The organism is Bacillus sanguinis (assembly GCF_018332475.1).
GTDB lineage: Bacteria > Bacillota > Bacilli > Bacillales > Bacillaceae_G > Bacillus_A > Bacillus_A sanguinis.
Map to the genome: position 1 here is coordinate 28493 of NZ_BOQB01000027.1, position 17315 is coordinate 45807.

Genomic DNA, 17315 nt, shown 5'->3' on the forward strand with positions numbered 1-17315 from the left:
AAAATAAAATGAAAAACTTACAAAGTAAAGCAGTATTAAATAATGGTGTAGAAATGCCTTGGTTCGGTTTAGGTGTATTTAAAGTAGAAGAAGGGCCAGAACTTGTAGAAGCTGTAAAATCAGCAATTAAAGCTGGATACCGCAGCATTGATACAGCTGCAATTTACGGAAATGAAACAGCTGTAGGTGAAGGAATCCGTGCAGGTATTGAAGCGACTGGCATTGCAAGAGAAGAATTATTTATTACTTCAAAAGTATGGAACGCAGATCAAGGATATGAAACAACAATTGCTGCATACGAAGAGAGTCTAAAAAAATTAGGACTAGATTATTTAGATTTATATCTTGTTCACTGGCCTTCAGAGGGAAAATATAAAGATACATGGAGAGCGCTAGAAACACTTTATAAAGAAAAGCGCGTACGTGCAATTGGTGTAAGTAACTTCCAAATCCATCACTTACAAGATGTAATGAAAGATGCAGAAATCAAGCCAATGATTAACCAAGTAGAATACCACCCTCGTTTAACACAAAAAGAATTGCAAGCTTTCTGTAAAGAACAAGGTATTCAAATGGAAGCATGGTCACCATTAATGCAAGGTCAATTATTAGATAACGAAACATTACAAGAGATTGCTGAGAAACACGGTAAAACAACAGCGCAAGTTATTTTACGTTGGGATCTTCAAAATGGAGTAATTACAATTCCAAAATCAACGAAAGAACACCGCATTATTGCAAACGCTGATGTATTTAACTTTGAGTTAACGAAAGAAGATATGGAAAAAATCGATGCGTTAAACCAAAATCACCGCGTGGGTCCAGATCCTGATAACTTCGATTTCTAAGATTAAGGTAAGAAAAAAGAGTGCGTAAAGGCACTCTTTTTTTTGCATAAAAATAGTTTCTAAATAAATACTACTTAGTATTAAGTTTGTTATAAGGGGCTGTAAACATGAATATAAAGCAATCGTTCAAACTTTTAACTGTGTTTTTAAGTATTTTATTTGTGTTATTCCCACTTCAAAAAGCATTTGCAGAAGTTATGGACCACACAAAGTATCAAATGGATTGGAGTTATAGTAAGTCAAAAAAGAAGCCAATTCGAACAGAGCTTATTAAAACAGCAGATGGAAAAATTGCCTTTTGCTTAAATGTAGATTTGAAATCTCCAAGTGGTCAAGATTTACCGGAAATGGGGAAAGTGGATATTAATGTGTACCGCGTACTATTGAATGGATATCCACAAAAGAGTCCGCAAGAATTAGGTGTTTCTGATTGGCGAGAAGCACATTATGCAACGCAGCTTGCAGTGTGGAACGCGTTAAAACAAATTGATATTAATGATTTAGATTTCCGTAATAAAAATGTAGAAAAGGTAACGAAAGATATCGTTGCAAAAGCAAGTGCTAGTGAAGAGTTACAAGAAATTACAATGAGTGTAACTCCTACAGAAGAACAAGAAGCAGTATTAAAAAATGATTTCTTTGAAACAGGCTTATATACAGTAGAAACAAATGCAAAAAGTGGAACGTATAAAGTGCAAGCAACAGGTGCACCAGCGGGAGCGAAATTTGTAAATGAAAAAGGCGAAGCAAAAACAGAATTTAATGTAGGAGAAAAGTTCCGCATTTTAATTCCGAAACAAACACCAGCTGGTGGATTTAGCTTTAAAGTAATCGGGAAATTAACGAAGCTACAAGGGATTGCACATAAAGGTACACCAACAATTCAAAATGCAGTTGTATTACTTGAGCGTAGTGAAGAAGAAACAAGTCCGGAGTTATCAGTGAGTTGGAAAAAAGGAAATGGTCATGATAATAATAAACCACATACTCCAAATGAACCGCATAAACCGAATCAAAAAAGATAATGAAAAAGCATTGGCGTGTGCCAATGCTTTTTTATATGAATTCTTTTAAAAATATATCAAGATAACAATTAATCAAATAAAACACTATTTTAACGTTTGAAAAAATATTTAAAAATAATAAAATATGACAAAATCTAAACGTTGCAATAAATGGATTTTATTCACGAAATTGTAACATTATTCTAATTATAGAGGCTATCAAACAAAGTAGAAAGCGTGTAAAATTCAGTTGGAAAAACTACCTATAGATGGTCATATATGAAGAAAATGTAAGATTCCATTAATATTTTATTTTTAGATGTATAGATGACAAGACTAAAATATATCATTTACTATACCTTTTTATGTAGAAAGAGAACTCATCTCACGAGGAAATAAGTGAGGAGGATACAATACATAAAAATTTTATAGTGTAAGAAAGCGAATACATAGGGAGAAATGCGGTAGTAATTGATACGAGTGCGCGAGGTGTTAGTCTATTCATTAAATGTTTTTATAAAAATAATAGGATGTCTTATTAAATGAATATCTATATAGAATGGTTTTTCTAAATAAAGGAACAGGGGACACAGATTATGTCGAAGAAAAAGAGTAGTAGGGTATTAGTAGCTGGTATATGTATATCTACATTATTATCACCAGTAGCTTTCGAAGCATCGAAAGGATATGCCGCACCTTTGGAAGAGAATAAGGGCGGAAATTTAGAAGAGGTTAAAGAGAATAATTTTGAGCAGAGAGTATTTCAGTTACCGGGGAAAGGCGATGTAAAAGAAGAAAAATCACGTTTAAAGATGCGATTTGCTTTTTCAAAAAATGAACCGACAGGCATTTATGTGAAGCCAAATGAAGATGTTAGCATTGAGGTAAAAGGGAATCAGTCGATTAAGGCTTTTATAGGTACATACGCTTATGATAAAGAAGATCCGAAAGAATTTGATTTGAAACCTGGTAAAAATCAAATTTCTTCAGCTAATGGAGGTATTTTATACTTTTATAATTTAAATAAAACTGGAGAAGTAACTGCAGAAGTTACAAATGGTGGTACGCATTTCCCTCTATTTATATTAGGTAAGCATACAAAAGAAGATTGGGATATGATGCTTGAAAAGTATAAAGACCCTTATGCAATAGAATTAAAAGGTGAAAGAAGTTTAATAACTACTAGTCATGAAAAAGTAAAACAACATATGGAAAATACAAATCCGATAGAATTAATGAAGAAACATGATGAAGCTATTCGAATTGAGAGTAAGATATCTGGATTATTGGATGAAGCAATGGGAAGTGCAGGTCCTGTAAAACATTATACACACTTTGTACAAGCAAACTATTCAAAGCTAGATATGTTTGCCACTGAATACCACACGGGATATACAGGGGATTATATTAAAGATGTATTAGATATAAACACTTTCCAAAATGATGGATGGGGACCCTGGCATGAAGTAGGACATATATATCAATTAATGCCTTGGATATGGGATGATACGTGGGAGACTACAGTAAATATTTATGCTTTGGCAGTTCAAACAGCTTTTGGGAATGAATCGCGCATGGAAATCGATGGACGTTATGAAAAAGCATTCGAGTATATAAATCAACCAGCGGACAAGAAGAATTTTGATAAATCAGATCCCCTTATAATGTTCTGGCAATTACATCTAGTTTATGGAGATCAATTCTATCCAAAGCTTCATCAAATGTATAGAGTGTTATCTGATACAGAATACCCTATGCTAGATGCTGACGAAGTTATTGGGGATAGAGAGAAAAAGCAAATGTTTATCTATATGGCTTCAAAAGCATCGGGACAAAATTTAATTTCTTACTTTGCGAAATGGGGATTACATGCAGAACCGGATACGGTAGAAAGAGTAAATAAACTACAATTACCTGAACCGAAAAATGAAATATGGTTGTCGAGAGATAGTAATCCAATTCGTGAAAAACAAGTTGAAGCATATAAAGTTCCATATGGAGAGCCAGTTAATATAGTACCAGATATTTTAATAGGCACAGAGTTTGATGAGAAGAAGGCTAATGAACTTGTACAGAATTTAGCTGAAAATGTAAAAGTGACGGGCAAAATAACATGGTCTAAGCAAGAAAATGGAAAACAAACTGTGAATGTAGAAATTGTGGATGCACAAGGAAATGTAAATGCAATTCCTGTACCAGTTAACGTTGTGTATGGGGATAGTATGGCATTTAAAACATATTGGAATACAAATTCTGTGTTAACTTTAAATCATAACGACAAGAAATTTAATGCGACACTAGTAAGAAATATATTGAATCATAGTTATCGAGATCAAAAATATGTAGGTGTTACGATCTATGATGCAAATGGAAATGAAAAGAAGAGTGTTTCCGCAGAAGGTCATGAAGGATTAAAGAATTTCGTAAAAGAGTTAGATGGAATGTCGTTCGAGTATGGAGATATCGTTAAGGTATATCATATCCAGCCAGGGTATTTAGAATGGTATGATGACAATAAACGTGTAGACCAAGGGGAAGCTAAAAAGAAAAAGGAAAAATTATTTAAAATTACCCCGCAAGGATATGAATTAATTGATGGCTTACAAGAAGTAACGGCAGTACCGCAAAAAGTAGTAATTGGAACAGATGTTGAAAAATTAAATGCGAAAGACTTTGTTCAAGTGAAAGACGGAGAAGTAATTGGATTTGTAGAAAAACCAACTACAACAAAAATCGGTGAACAAAAAGTAAAAGTAGAAACGAAAGATCGTTTAGGAAATAAGCAAGTGACGGAAGTTCCTATGGAAGTTACATATGGAGATAGTATAGTGTATCAAGGTGTGTCCAATGTAACGCGTTCGATTGTTACGTTAAATTATGATGAAAAGAAATTACATGCAACATTTACAAATGATGAGATTCATTACCGTTTTGTAAATGAACAGTATATAGGCCTTACGATTTATGATGAAAATGGGAAAGAAAAAAAGCATGTAACAGCAGAGGGACAAGAGACTTCAAAGAATTTCGCTGAGCAAGTAAATGGCACTCCATTTGAGTATGGAGATGTTATTAAAGTGTATCATGCGGAACCGAGTCGTCTAAAATGGTATAAAAAGAGTAATTTAGAAGCGCAAGTAGCTTCAATGGAAGTTTCATTTAAAATTACTCAAAGTGGATTAGAACAAGTTAAGGGAACATTGTAATAAAAAACGCGCATAGATATTGTATCTATGCGCGTTTTTCTTTTTATCCAGTAAAATTCCCGCTAATTAAAACTTCGCTTTATTATTCAGCTTCAGAAACTACTGTGAAGCGTTCGTTTACGTGTTGTGGGTTTTCGATTTCATCAAGTGCTGCGACTGCGAAGTCTTCATAACTTACGTAGCTATCGCCTTTTGCGTTCACAAGAAGGTTGTCTTTACCAGCTTTGTAAGAACCAGTACGTTTTCCTAATGCGAATAGTGCAGAAGGGCTGATGAATGTCCAAGTGATTTCATTTGTTTGTTGTAAGATTTCTAAGTTTTTACCTTGGTTTTGAGCTGTTGCAAGGTATTCATTTGGGAAACCTGGCGTATCAAATACACGTGTTGTTTTCTCTTCGTCTACAAATAAGCTTCCAGCGCCGCCAACTACAAGTAATTTTGTATTTGGTGCACCTTTCATAGCTTCAATAAGTACGTTTCCTGCATCTACGTGAAGGTGTTCTTCGCCTGCTGGAGCACCGAATGCATTTACAACTACATCGAATGCTTGTAAATCGTTAGATGTAAGAGAGAATACATCTTTCTCTAAAACTTTTACATTTTCTTCTGTAATTTTTGCAGCATCTCTTACAATTGCAGTTACTTCATGTCCGCGATCTAACGCTTCTTTTAAAATACGACTTCCTGCTTTACCACTTGCTCCGATAATTCCGATTTTCATAATAAATCCCTCCAAAATGTTTTGTTAAAGTGTATATCTGAAAGTGAATGAATGTATTGTAATTAGGTTTGTTACAACCTGTTGTAATCATTATAGTTACAGGTTGGTATTTTTGTCAATGGGGTTGTTTGTGAATTTATTTTTTGTTTTAGTATGTACAGTTAGAGGGAGAGCAGTCATAAAGATATTGTTACTTTGTAAACCTCTAACATTTGGAAATCGTAAATTGTCGAAAAATGTTGATTTTTAAATATTTTTTAAATATAATTCGTTTTATGGAGAAAAGGAGGGGGTTAATTGTATGAATATTTTAGAGCAATTCGTTTCATCAACGAATACAATTCTTTGGTCGTATATTCTTATTGCAATGTTAATTGGTTTAGGTCTTTATTTTTCTATTAAATTGAAATTTGTACAACTTACTCATTTAGGGGAAATGATTCGTTTAATGAGTGATGGATTAACTGGAAAGACGCGTAAAAAAGGTAGTGTATCTTCTTTCCAAGCGTTCTGTATGAGTTCAGCAGCTCGTATTGGAATCGGGAACTTAGCCGGTGTAGCGTTAGCCATTTCTATGGGAGGACCTGGCGCAGTATTTTGGATGTGGGTGATTGCGATTATCGGAGCGTCTTCAAGTTTTGTAGAAAGTACGCTTGCGCAAATTTATAAAGTAAAAGATGGCAGTGGCTTCCGTGGTGGTCCTGCTTATTATATGGAAAAAGGTTTAAATAAACGTTGGATGGGAATTTGGTTCTCTATCCTTATTACAATTAGTTATGGTTTAATTTTTAACTCAGTACAAGCAAATACAGTAACATTAGCGTTTGAAAATGCATTTGGTTTAGAGCGTTATATTGTTGGTATTGTATTAGCTGCATTAGTTGCAGTTATTATTTTTGGTGGTGTAAAAAGTATTGCACGTATGTCGGAAATGATTGTTCCACCAATGGCGCTTATTTATATTGCGGTAGCTATTTTTGTTGTTATTAAAAACTTCTATTTAATACCAGATGTGTTTACGGAAATCTTTAAAGGTGCATTTGGTTTAGATTCAGCTGTAGGTGGCGGTATCGGTGCTGCGATGAAATATGGTATTCAGCGCGGATTATTTGCGAATGAAGCAGGTATGGGTAGTGCTCCGAATGCGGCAGCAACAGCTGATGTAACGCATCCAGCAAAACAAGGTTTTATTCAAACAATTGGAGTGTTAGTAGATACATTCTTAGTATGTACATCAACAGCATTTATCGTACTATGTTCTGGTGCATATAAAGCAACGAATTTAGAAGGTATTGAACTAACACAAAATGCATTAAGTTCACAAATTGGCCCATGGGCAAGTAGCTTCTTAGCGATTATTATTTTCTTATTTGCATTTAGTTCTCTTCTAGGAAACTACTATTATGGCGAAACGAATATTGAATTCATTAAACAAAGTAAAACGTGGTTAACAATTTACCGTATTGCGGTAGTGGGAATGGTATTATTCGGTTCTGTTGCGACACTTCAAGTTGTATGGAATATGGCGGATTTATTTATGGGACTAATGGTAATCACAAACTTAATTGCGATTACACTTCTTGGAAGATTTGCGTATGCTGCATTGGCAGACTATGTGAGGCAAAAGAAACAAGGAAAAGATCCAGTCTTCAGTGCAGATTCTATTCCGGGTTTAACGAATACAGAGTGTTGGGGTAAGTCAGCAGTAACGGATAAAGAAAAAGCAGTATAATGAAAAGGCGAGCATCGAGATGAATTCGATGCTCGTTTTTTTTATTGTAGTAAATGATGAAAGGAGTGAGAAGTAATTATTAATATAATTTTTGTTTGTTCATTTCTCATGTTATTTGTAGGGAACGTACTGTCTTAAAGGTATGATTGGTCCTATAGGATGAGTGATTTAGTATTGAATAAATGCACGTATTGGTTATAGTTTTACGTAAAAAAACATGCATGTTAATTGTTTTTACGCACTCGTGTTAGGAAACCTAACATAAAGTTCTTGATTACTAAGAGTTTTTAGAATATAATTTTCTTATTGTTAGGAAGAGGGGGCAATGCAATTATGGATTTTTTAGCTAAGGTAATTGGGGATGTAAATAATGTCCTTTGGTCATATATCATTATTGCGATGTTAATTGGGTTAGGACTCTACTTTTCATTCCGTGTGAAATTTGTCCAAGTTCGTTACTTCGGTGAAATGATTCGATTGCTTGGGGATGGGGCAAGCTCGAAAACGAGGAAAGCGCAAAAAGAGAAGAGTGGTGTATCATCATTCCAAGCATTTTGTATGAGTACAGCTTCTCGTGTAGGTACTGGTAACTTAGCTGGTGTAGCTATCGCAATTTCAGCAGGTGGACCAGGAGCAGTATTTTGGATGTGGTTAATTGCGGTAATTGGGGGTGCTTCTGCATTTGTAGAGAGCACATTAGCGCAAATTTATAAAGTGAAAGATGGGAATGCGTTCCGTGGTGGCCCAGCGTATTATATGGAAAAGGGATTAAATAAGCGCTGGCTTGGAGCTATTTTCTCTGTATTAATAACAGTAAGTTTCGGATTGATTTTTAACGCTGTACAATCTAATACTGTAGCGGCTGCTTTTGATGGGGCATTCAAAACAGACAGTAGATTAGTAGGTCTTGTAATGGCTGGTTTACTTGCAGTTATTATTTTCGGCGGAGTAAAACGAATTGCTCGCGCAGTTGAAATGATCGTTCCAGTAATGGCAATTATTTATGTAGCAGTAGCATTATTCGTTGTTGTAACAAACATTACGGCAATTCCATATGTATTTAAAGAAATTTTCTTACATGCTTTCGGAATTAAAGAAGTAGTAGGCGGAGGATTAGGTGCTGCGATTTTACTAGGGGTAAAACGTGGATTATTCTCAAATGAAGCAGGTATGGGTAGTGCGCCGAATGCAGCTGCGACTGCAAATGTAACGCATCCAGTTAAACAAGGTTTTATTCAAACTCTAGGGGTATTTACAGATACATTATTAATTTGTAGTTGTACAGCATTTATCATTCTTTTATCAGATGTGCATAATGCAGCTGATTTAAATGGTATTCAATTAACGCAGCAAGCATTAAGTCAACATATCGGTCCATGGGCTTCTATATTTGTAGCAGTCGCAATCTTCTTGTTTGCATTCAGTTCATTAGTAGGTAACTACTACTATGGTGAAACGAATATTGAATTCTTAAATGGAAGTAAAGTGCTATTAAATGCATACCGCATTGCTGTACTTGGCATGGTTATGTTAGGATCTGTCGCAACAATTCAAATCGTTTGGGATTTAGCAGATTTATTTATGGGAATTATGGCTGTTATTAACTTAGTGGCGATCGTATTCCTTTCTAAGTACGCTTTCGCAGCGTTATCAGATTATATTAAGCAGAAGAAACAAGGAAAAGATCCGGTCTTCTACGCAAATTCTATTCCAGGCCTGAAAAATACAGAGTGCTGGGATGAGCAAGTAGCTGATAAAGAAAAAGCAGTATAATGAGGTGAGCATCAAGTGAAACTTGATGCTCATTTTTTATTTTCTCCAGCTATTTGTGAGAAGTAAAAGACGAACATTAATGAGTGTTTTATAATAAAATGTAATTTTTTTAAGAAAAGTGCGGATGTGAGTTGAGATTTATGTTAGAATGGAAAATGCCTTTGAAACAAGAGATTTCATGATCTTTCCCATCCGATTGAAGGTTTTGGAGGGGGAATGGAAAGTTCGGATTATTTCTTATTTTGAGTGGTCAGACGTTCAACGTTAATGAAGAGTTAAATGGAGGATTTTATTAATGAAGTTTGTTATGTTTCTTGTAGGATTGCTCGTTGTATTCGTACTCGGTTTTCTTATAAGCTCCGATCGAAAGAAGATTAAGTATAAACCTATTGCAATCATGCTTGTTATTCAGCTAGCGTTAAGTTATTTCTTATTAAACACGCAAGTTGGTTATATTTTAGTAAAAGGAATTTCAGATGGATTTGGCGCACTTCTTGGATATGCGGAAGCTGGAATCGTTTTCGTATTTGGTGGTCTTGTTAATAAAGGAGAGGTTTCATTCTTCTTAACAGCGTTATTACCAATCGTATTCTTTGCCGTTTTAATCGGAATTCTGCAACACTTTAAAATTTTACCGATATTTATTCGTGCTATTGGTACTGCGCTAAGTAAAGTAAATGGTCTAGGAAAACTAGAATCATATAACGCAGTAGCAGCTGCCATTGTTGGGCAAGCGGAAGTATTTATTACAGTAAAAGATCAATTAAGTAAAATCCCAAAACATCGTTTATATACATTATGTGCATCTTCCATGTCGACAGTATCAATGTCAATCGTAGGTTCTTATATGAAAATGATCGAACCGAAATATGTAGTAACAGCACTTGTATTAAATTTATTTAGTGGTTTCATTATTATTCATATTATTAACCCGTACGATATTACAGAAGAAGAAGATACACTGAAATTAGAAAATAAGAAAAAACAGTCATTCTTTGAAATGCTAAGTGAATATATTATGCTTGGTTTCACAATCGCGATTACAGTAGCGGCAATGTTACTTGGTTTCGTAGCATTAATTACAGCAATTAATAGCTTGTTTGATTCCATGTTCGGTATTACATTCCAAGCTATTTTAGGATACATTTTCTCACCATTAGCATTCGTAATGGGTATTCCGCAAGCAGAGATGGTAACAGCGGGACAAATTATGGCAACAAAATTAGTATCAAACGAATTTGTTGCAATGCTTGATCTTGGAAAAGTAGCTGGTGATTTATCAGCTCGTACGGTTGGTATTCTTTCTGTATTTCTTGTATCATTTGCGAACTTCTCATCAATTGGAATTATCGCAGGTGCAACGAAAGGTATCGATGAAAATCAATCAAATGTTGTATCATCATTCGGTCTACGCCTTGTGTACGGTGCGACATTAGTAAGTATTCTATCAGCGATTATCGTTGGTGTTATGTTATAAAAAGATGGCCCTAGCTCATAGCTAGGGCTATTTTTTATGGTAAATTTTCATGAAAAAACCAATTAGTTAGGAATATATAAAAATCTTGTGAACTACTCGCCACTTAGTAAAGCTCCCTATATACGGTTGATATTTTACGCAGGAACCGAATGGCTTGATTTTCGCACGCTATTTTCTTCCTGCAACCTTCTATATCAAGTTATCAAAGAACTTCATATAGCTAGTTTATCAAAAGTGTTTGGCTATGCCAAACCGAAAGAATTCTCCTTCACGCGTCTCTGGAAGGAGAATTTTTCCGGTAAATTCGTTAAAATTTATATTGCATTTCGATTAGATAACGCTTACAATTTGATTTGTAGGTGGTATCAATTTCAGACTTTCAAGTATGGTAGGAGAGAAGAAGCTACCTTTAATAAATTGCAATTTATGTAAACGCTTACTGATTTTAGATAACAGTTGAATAGTATTTAGGGGTTTTAAATTTTTTTAACATCAATGGTCAGACGTCATTCGTTATACGTTATACGACCAATAACTCGTGGGAGAAGTGGAGGATTCACATATGAAAATAGTAATGTTTCTAGTCGGTTTACTTGTAGTATTTGTACTAGGTTTCCTTATCAGTTCAGATCGTAAGAAAATTAAATATAAACCAATTGCACTTATGCTTGTCATTCAATTGGTACTTGCGTATTTCTTATTGAATACAAAGGTCGGATTTGTATTAGTAAAAGGGATTGCAGATGGGTTTGGCGCTATTTTAAAATTTGCGGAAGCAGGGGTTAATTTCGTATTTGGTGGTTTAGCGAACGATGGACAAGCACCATTCTTCTTAACAGTATTATTACCAATTATTTTCTTAGCAGTACTAATTGGGATTCTACAACATATTAAAGTTTTACCGATTATCATCCGTGCAGTCGGTTTCCTATTAAGTAAAATTAATGGCTTAGGAAAACTAGAATCATATAATGCAGTAGCAGCTGCAATTGTTGGTCAAGGGGAAGTATTCATTACAGTAAAAGATCAACTAAGCAAACTACCGAAAAATCGTTTATACACACTTTGTGCATCTTCCATGTCAACAGTATCGATGTCAATCGTCGGTTCTTATATGAAAATGATTGATCCAAAATATGTAGTAACAGCACTTGTACTAAACTTATTCAGTGGATTCATTATCGTTCATATCATTAATCCATATGAAGTAAAAGAAGAAGACGACATTTTAGAATTACAAGAAGATAAAAAACAAACATTCTTTGAAATGTTAGGCGAATATATTATGCTTGGTTTCTCTATCGCTGTAACAGTAGCGGCGATGCTAATCGGTTTCGTAGCATTAATTACAGCAATTAACGGTGTATTCGATTCAATTTTCGGAATCACATTCCAAAGCATTTTAGGATATGTCTTCTCACCATTAGCATTCGTAATGGGTATTCCAACATCAGAGATGCTAGCAGCAGGACAAATTATGGCAACGAAATTAGTAACAAACGAATTTGTTGCGATGCTTGATTTAGGAAAAGTAGCTGGCGACTTATCAACTCGTACAGTAGGTATTTTATCAATTTTCCTTGTATCATTTGCGAACTTCTCATCTATCGGAATTATCGCAGGTGCAACGAAGAGTATCGATGGTAAACAAGCAAACGTTGTATCATCATTCGGACTAAAACTTGTATACGGTGCAACGTTAGTAAGTATATTATCAGCGATTATCGTTGGGGTTATGCTTTAATAAATAGTAAAGAAGTCGTTTATCTCTCGCCTAGAGGGATGAGCGACTTTTTTTATTCATAGTGACTTTGTTGAAAAGGTTTCAAGTTTTTATAAGAAGGATTTGGCTAAGGTTATTAAGCTGAGAGAAGAGATAAAAAAATCACCTTAATACATTCATTAAGGTGATCAAAATACTATTCAGCTGGAGGCGTAAATGTACGTTTCTCTAATTCAGCGTCTAGCATAAATAGTGCGTTTGAATCGCTTGTAATACGTTTTAATTTTTGGATGATGCTATCAAATGAAGCTTCTTCTTCAACTTGCTCGTCAACGAACCATTTTAAGAATGTAATTGTTGCGTGTTCACGCTCATCCCAAGCGATATCAGATAAGTTGTAAATACGCTTCGTTACTTCACGCTCGTGCTCAAGTGCTACTTCAAAAGCGTTCAGTACAGATTCATATTCGTTATTTGGATTATCAAATCCAGTAATAATAGCGCGCTCACCGCGATCATTAATGTAGTTATAAAGCTTCATTGCGTGAAAACGTTCTTCTTCAGCTTGTACAAGGAAAAAGTTAGCGAATCCATCATAGCTCTCCGCCGTACAGTAAGCAGCCATTGCCATATAAGCATGGGCAGAGAAAAATTCAAAGTTCATTTGATCATTTAATGCGTCGTGCAATTTTTTAGATAACATAAAATCCCCCTTAGTATTGTGACAAGAATATTATACCATAATTGATAATATTCTCATTTGGATGTCTCGAATCTTTTCGAAAGCTTTGTGACGTGTGCTTCCATAATGTCTTGCAGGTCTAAATCATATTTTTGTGAAAGAATAATAAGATTAGATAGTACATCACCAAGTTCTTCTTTTAGCTCTTGTTTTAGTTCTTCTTCCGTTTTCGCGTCTTCATCAGGACGATCACGACCAATTTCAATAGCGCGAACAACTCGTGAAACTTCCCCGACTTCCTCTGTTAAGAAATTTAAGCGAATAAAGGAATTATACTGTGACCAGCTTCGTTTTTCGTAAAATTCCTCCACCCATCTTTGAAATGCAACGATATCCATTTCTTCCTCATCCCTTCAATATGTTGTACAATATTGATTGTATCATAACAATATATAGTTTCGGGGTGTAGGAATGAGAAAGATTTGTGTGTTTGCAGGTTCAAATTTAGGGGAGAGACCAGAATTTAAAGAGCAGGCAATTGAATTAGGTAAAATGTTTGTTGAAAATGACTATGAGCTTGTATATGGTGGTTCATGCGTCGGTTTAATGGGAGAAGTAGCAAACGAAGTTCTTCGTTTAGGCGGGCGTGTAACAGGTGTTATGCCGCGCGGTCTATTTCGAGGAGAAATCGTTCATACAGGGTTAACAGAATTAATTGAAGTAGAAACGATGCATGAACGTAAAGCGAAAATGGCAGAGCTTGCGGATGCTTTCATTGCACTGCCAGGCGGATATGGAACGTTTGAAGAGCTATTTGAAGTAGTATGTTGGTCACAAATTGGTATACATAATAAGCCAGTTGGTTTATTGAACATAAAAGATTTTTATGGACCAATTCTGCAAATGGTTGAACGTGCAGCAGAAGAAGGATTCATGAATCCATCGAATAAAGAGTTAATCGTTGCCGCTGAAACGGCAGATGCACTCATTCATAAGATACAAAATTACGAGCGTCCTGTTTTAGGAACGAAGTGGAAGCAACTATCATAATACAATTGTATAGGAATTTTTGGAAACACATGTCATTTTATCTTGAAAAGGCATGTGTTTTTAATTTGGTTAAATATGTTAATGTTAAGGTGTAATGTTTTTGGAAAAGGAGAAATAGATGGAGGAATTCGTATTTTTAAGGCCGGTTTTTAAATGTGTTTTAGCGGCATCTATTCTTGTTATGCTAATTGTTTCAACACAGAAGAAAGAGCTTATTAATGCGTTTTCGCTTTGGTTTATTTCGATACTATGTATCGGTGTTTCCGCGATCACGTTGTTTATGTCTGGGTTTATTGTTGATGAGTATAATTTAGGTGGAGATGCACAATCGTTTTGTATGTTTATTGCGATTGGTTGTATTAGCAGTTTGAATTTAATTATTTACTATAGACGGAAACAATAAGGAAGGCATTCCGTATTACTTTGGAATGCCTTTATCATTTTGATTACTTTGTTTTTTATACAGGTACCAGCCACCCCAGCCGCCACCAATTGCTACAACAACGAGGAAAGCATAGTCTTTCACCTCGATACGTATATTGAAAATATTAGCTATAAGTAAGACAATCCCAACTGTTATTAATGCAAAAAATGCTCTAATTAAGTAGTCTTTCAACTGAACCACTCCCGCCATTTAAGTAGTAAATGATGAATATGGAAAAGCTTTTTTGATCTATTTTACTAAAGGGTGTTACCTATATTTTAACATAAAAGGGATTGTAATATATTGATAAAAGTAGAGGAGAAGGGTGTTGATATTGTCGTGATTTGTCGGTAAGTCGACATCCTATGTCGAATCGTTGATATATTTGAAAAATCGTCGATATATTTGAAAAATCGTTGATATAATTTTATGTACCATCGAGTGCGACCACTTCATAGAAAAAAGCGACTCTGAACGAGCCGCTTCCGCTTTAAAATAATATCCAGCTCCGGTAGCTAGAATGTTCGGTGGCTTCGCTTTTTCCTGCGAGGCAAAGAGCGCCTCTACGTCAAAAGCTCCATCCCCCTCACATTCTGAGCAAGCTACCTCCGCTTTTAAGTAATATCTAGCTCCAGCGGCTAGAACAGTCGGTTGTTTCACTCCTTCATTCGAGGCAAAAAGCGCCTCGTAATCAGGAGTTCCAACATCCTCCTGTTCTGAACGAGCCGCTTCCGCTTTTAATGATATCCAGCTCCGGTGACTAGAACAGTCGGTCATTTCGCGCCTTCCTGTGAGGCAAAAAACGCCTCTTCGTCAGGAGCTCCAATGCCCTCCTGTTCTGAGCAAGTCACCTCCGCTTTAAAGTCTATTATTGATTCAAGAATGCGCGTAGCATCCAAGCGTGTTTTTCTAGTTCTGTGTAGATGCCTAGTAGTAGGTCAGATGTCATTTCGTCGTCAGAGTTTTGAGCGATTTCCATGCCTTTTTTCAGTTCGACTAGCATCATTTCGTAGTCTTTCATGATTGCTTCGACCATCCCTTCTGCAGTTTCTCCGTATGCTGCTTCTTGAATAGTAGAGATTTCTAGGTATTCTTTCATTGTTGCTACTGGTTTACCACCAATTGCTAAAATACGTTCTGCAATTTCGTCGATGTGAGTAGCTGATTCTGTGTAAAGTTCTTCAAATTTCTCATGTAGTGTGAAGAATTGAGGTCCTTTTACGTACCAATGGAAGTTGTGTAGTTTTGTGAATAAAACGCTCCAGTCTGCTACTTGTTTGTTTAATACTTCGATTACTTGTTTGTTCATTATGATCAATCTCCTTTTGAGTTGTTATGTGATATCAATTACTAATTTATAATTATTATAATCTAGTAATTTATATAAATCAACCCTTTTGCTGGAATTAATTTGAACAAATTATGAACTGTTGTATATAGAAAATCCCTATTACTGTGAAGTAATAGGGATTTTTTTTGATATATAGCTACTGTTCTAAACGAGCCGAATCCGCTTTTAATCGTTATACAGCTTTTTTATTCTCTTCTACATCCTGCCCATCCCAGCACTCTGTATTCTGTAAGCCAGGGATAGAACTTGCAACGAAAACAGGATCTTTTCCTTGTTTCTTTTGCTTCATATAGTCTACTAATGCTGCGTAGGCGAACTTGCTTAGGAATGAGATGGCAATTAAGTTTGTGAATACCATTAGTCCCATGAATAAATCAGCTAAACTCCAAACTGTTTGAAGGGCAGCGATTGATCCGAAGAATACCATTCCAACAACTGCAATGCGATAAATCGTTAACCATGTTTTGCTTTCTTTAATGAATGCGATGTTTGTTTCACCATAATAGTAGTTTCCTAGTAAAGAACTGAACGCGAATAGGAAAATAATAATCGCTAAGAAAGTGCTTGCCCATGGTCCGATTTGTGAACTTAATGCACTTTGTGTTAATTCAATACCTTGTAAATTTGTTCCTTTGTAAAGTCCAGAGCATAATACGATAAATGCTGTTGATGTACATACTAAGAATGTGTCTACGAAAACTCCTAATGCTTGAACAAGTCCTTGTTTTACAGGGTGAGATACATCTGATGTTGCAGCTGCGTTAGGAGAGCTACCCATACCTGCTTCTGTCGCGAATAAACCGCGCTGAATTCCGAACTTGATTGCTGCTCCAATACCACCAGCGATGGCTTGGTCTAAACCGAATGCACCGTTAAATATTTCCATGAAAATGCTTGGTAACATATTGAAGTTGTTAATTACGACGAAAATAGCCACACCAATATAAACAATTGCCATTGGAGGAACAATCATTTCTGTAATACGTGAAATGCTTTTGATACCACCGAAAATAATAACTGCAACTAATAAAGCTAATAGAGCTCCTACAATCGTTCGCTCTAGTCCAAAAGCATTTTCAAATGCTATTGTTACTGTGTTTGCTTGTACAGAATTGAAAATTAATCCGTACGCAACTGTAATAAGAAGTGAAAACCAAACACCCATCCAGCGTTTGTTTAAGCCTTTTTCCATGTAATATGCTGGTCCACCACGGAACCTGCTTCCATCTTTTACTTTATAGATTTGCGCGAGCGTACATTCTACGAAACTAGTAGCTGCGCCAAGGATGGCGATAAACCACATCCAAAATACTGCGCCAGGTCC

At 35.5% G+C, this 17315-nt stretch carries 15 protein-coding genes and 1 pseudogene; 9 read left to right on the top strand and 7 right to left on the bottom strand.

The genetic code is table 11. The features are described 5' to 3' along the window. Window positions 1-8 precede the first annotated feature (8 nt). The 3 genes and pseudogenes from pgoN to KI369_RS04280 all read left to right on the top strand — a co-directional run. Complete coding sequence (gene pgoN / locus KI369_RS04270; protein ID WP_212955132.1) at window positions 9-848, top strand: glyoxal/methylglyoxal reductase; 840 nt, start codon at window positions 9-11, stop codon at window positions 846-848. Window positions 849-955: 107 nt separating this feature from the next. Next, on the top strand, window positions 956-1873 hold the full coding sequence (locus KI369_RS04275) for a thioester domain-containing protein (RefSeq protein WP_212955133.1): 918 nt from the start codon (window positions 956-958) through the stop codon (window positions 1871-1873). Window positions 1874-2448: 575 nt separating this feature from the next. Next, window positions 2449-5046: pseudogene (locus KI369_RS04280) on the top strand (M60 family metallopeptidase); the annotation flags it as partial. Window positions 5047-5140: 94 nt separating this feature from the next. Here KI369_RS04280 and KI369_RS04285 read toward each other — a convergent pair. Further along, window positions 5141-5779, bottom strand: coding sequence for an NAD(P)-dependent oxidoreductase (locus KI369_RS04285; protein WP_212955135.1), 639 nt, complete (start codon window positions 5777-5779; stop codon window positions 5141-5143). A gap of 301 nt (window positions 5780-6080) precedes the next feature. Here KI369_RS04285 and KI369_RS04290 point away from each other — a divergent pair, with 301 nt between their 5' ends. From KI369_RS04290 to KI369_RS04305, 4 genes are all read left to right on the top strand, one after another. Beyond that, complete coding sequence (locus tag KI369_RS04290; RefSeq protein WP_212955136.1) at window positions 6081-7511, top strand: alanine/glycine:cation symporter family protein; 1431 nt, start codon at window positions 6081-6083, stop codon at window positions 7509-7511. Window positions 7512-7844: 333 nt separating this feature from the next. Further along, on the top strand, window positions 7845-9284 hold the full coding sequence (locus tag KI369_RS04295) for an alanine/glycine:cation symporter family protein (RefSeq protein WP_087968626.1): 1440 nt from the start codon (window positions 7845-7847) through the stop codon (window positions 9282-9284). 295 nt (window positions 9285-9579) lie between these two features. Continuing rightward, the gene (locus KI369_RS04300; protein ID WP_212955137.1) at window positions 9580-10761 is read left to right on the top strand and encodes a NupC/NupG family nucleoside CNT transporter; all 1182 of its coding nucleotides are present in this window, start codon (window positions 9580-9582) and stop codon (window positions 10759-10761) included. Between the two features lie 562 nt (window positions 10762-11323). After that, a complete protein-coding gene (locus tag KI369_RS04305) occupies window positions 11324-12505 on the top strand; it encodes a NupC/NupG family nucleoside CNT transporter (protein ID WP_063222188.1) in 1182 nt (393 codons plus the stop codon). Window positions 12506-12680: 175 nt separating this feature from the next. On the opposite strand, the gene KI369_RS04310 is transcribed toward KI369_RS04305, so the two are convergent. Both KI369_RS04310 and KI369_RS04315 read right to left on the bottom strand, forming a co-directional pair. Beyond that, complete coding sequence (locus KI369_RS04310) at window positions 12681-13187, bottom strand: ferritin (protein ID WP_144615194.1); 507 nt, start codon at window positions 13185-13187, stop codon at window positions 12681-12683. A 53-nt stretch (window positions 13188-13240) separates the two neighbouring features. Further along, on the bottom strand, window positions 13241-13564 hold the full coding sequence (locus KI369_RS04315) for a MazG nucleotide pyrophosphohydrolase domain-containing protein (RefSeq protein ID WP_000355762.1): 324 nt from the start codon (window positions 13562-13564) through the stop codon (window positions 13241-13243). Between the two features lie 73 nt (window positions 13565-13637). On the opposite strand from KI369_RS04315, the gene KI369_RS04320 reads away from it, so the two are divergent. Both KI369_RS04320 and KI369_RS04325 read left to right on the top strand, forming a co-directional pair. Continuing rightward, complete coding sequence (locus tag KI369_RS04320) at window positions 13638-14216, top strand: LOG family protein (protein ID WP_483297925.1); 579 nt, start codon at window positions 13638-13640, stop codon at window positions 14214-14216. 118 nt (window positions 14217-14334) lie between these two features. Beyond that, window positions 14335-14619 carry a hypothetical protein gene (locus KI369_RS04325; protein WP_212955138.1) on the top strand — a complete coding sequence of 95 codons (285 nt, stop codon included), beginning with the start codon at window positions 14335-14337 and terminating at the stop codon, window positions 14617-14619. 15 nt (window positions 14620-14634) lie between these two features. Here the strand turns inward: KI369_RS04325 and KI369_RS04330 are convergent, their stop codons facing one another. The 4 genes from KI369_RS04330 to KI369_RS04345 form a co-directional block, all read right to left on the bottom strand. Beyond that, the gene (locus KI369_RS04330) at window positions 14635-14832 is read right to left on the bottom strand and encodes a hypothetical protein (protein ID WP_000656322.1); all 198 of its coding nucleotides are present in this window, start codon (window positions 14830-14832) and stop codon (window positions 14635-14637) included. A 171-nt stretch (window positions 14833-15003) separates the two neighbouring features. After that, window positions 15004-15417, bottom strand: a complete 414-nt coding sequence (locus tag KI369_RS04335; RefSeq protein ID WP_212955144.1) for a hypothetical protein — start codon at window positions 15415-15417, stop codon at window positions 15004-15006. Between the two features lie 91 nt (window positions 15418-15508). Then, window positions 15509-15949, bottom strand: coding sequence for a Dps family protein (locus tag KI369_RS04340; protein ID WP_001041892.1), 441 nt, complete (start codon window positions 15947-15949; stop codon window positions 15509-15511). A 214-nt stretch (window positions 15950-16163) separates the two neighbouring features. After that, window positions 16164-17315, bottom strand: a 1152-nt coding sequence (locus tag KI369_RS04345; RefSeq protein ID WP_212955139.1) for an alanine/glycine:cation symporter family protein, incomplete at its 5' end; no start/stop codon positions are given.

Excerpts from the sequence above, each read along its gene's own strand:
- pgoN (WP_212955132.1), top strand. The coding sequence starts at position 9 with ATGAAAAACTTACAAAGTAAAGCAGTATTAAATAATGGTGTAGAAATG.
- KI369_RS04300 (WP_212955137.1), top strand. The coding sequence starts at position 9,580 with ATGAAGTTTGTTATGTTTCTTGTAGGATTGCTCGTTGTATTCGTACTC.
- KI369_RS04335 (WP_212955144.1), bottom strand. The coding sequence starts at position 15,417 with ATGACCGACTGTTCTAGTCACCGGAGCTGGATATCATTAAAAGCGGAA.
- KI369_RS04340 (WP_001041892.1), bottom strand. The coding sequence starts at position 15,949 with ATGAACAAACAAGTAATCGAAGTATTAAACAAACAAGTAGCAGACTGG.
- KI369_RS04285 (WP_212955135.1), bottom strand. The coding sequence starts at position 5,779 with ATGAAAATCGGAATTATCGGAGCAAGTGGTAAAGCAGGAAGTCGTATT.
- KI369_RS04325 (WP_212955138.1), top strand. The coding sequence starts at position 14,335 with ATGGAGGAATTCGTATTTTTAAGGCCGGTTTTTAAATGTGTTTTAGCG.
- KI369_RS04295 (WP_087968626.1), top strand. The coding sequence starts at position 7,845 with ATGGATTTTTTAGCTAAGGTAATTGGGGATGTAAATAATGTCCTTTGG.
- KI369_RS04310 (WP_144615194.1), bottom strand. The coding sequence starts at position 13,187 with ATGTTATCTAAAAAATTGCACGACGCATTAAATGATCAAATGAACTTT.
- KI369_RS04305 (WP_063222188.1), top strand. The coding sequence starts at position 11,324 with ATGAAAATAGTAATGTTTCTAGTCGGTTTACTTGTAGTATTTGTACTA.
- KI369_RS04290 (WP_212955136.1), top strand. The coding sequence starts at position 6,081 with ATGAATATTTTAGAGCAATTCGTTTCATCAACGAATACAATTCTTTGG.
- KI369_RS04315 (WP_000355762.1), bottom strand. The coding sequence starts at position 13,564 with ATGGATATCGTTGCATTTCAAAGATGGGTGGAGGAATTTTACGAAAAA.
- KI369_RS04275 (WP_212955133.1), top strand. The coding sequence starts at position 956 with ATGAATATAAAGCAATCGTTCAAACTTTTAACTGTGTTTTTAAGTATT.
- KI369_RS04320 (WP_483297925.1), top strand. The coding sequence starts at position 13,638 with ATGAGAAAGATTTGTGTGTTTGCAGGTTCAAATTTAGGGGAGAGACCA.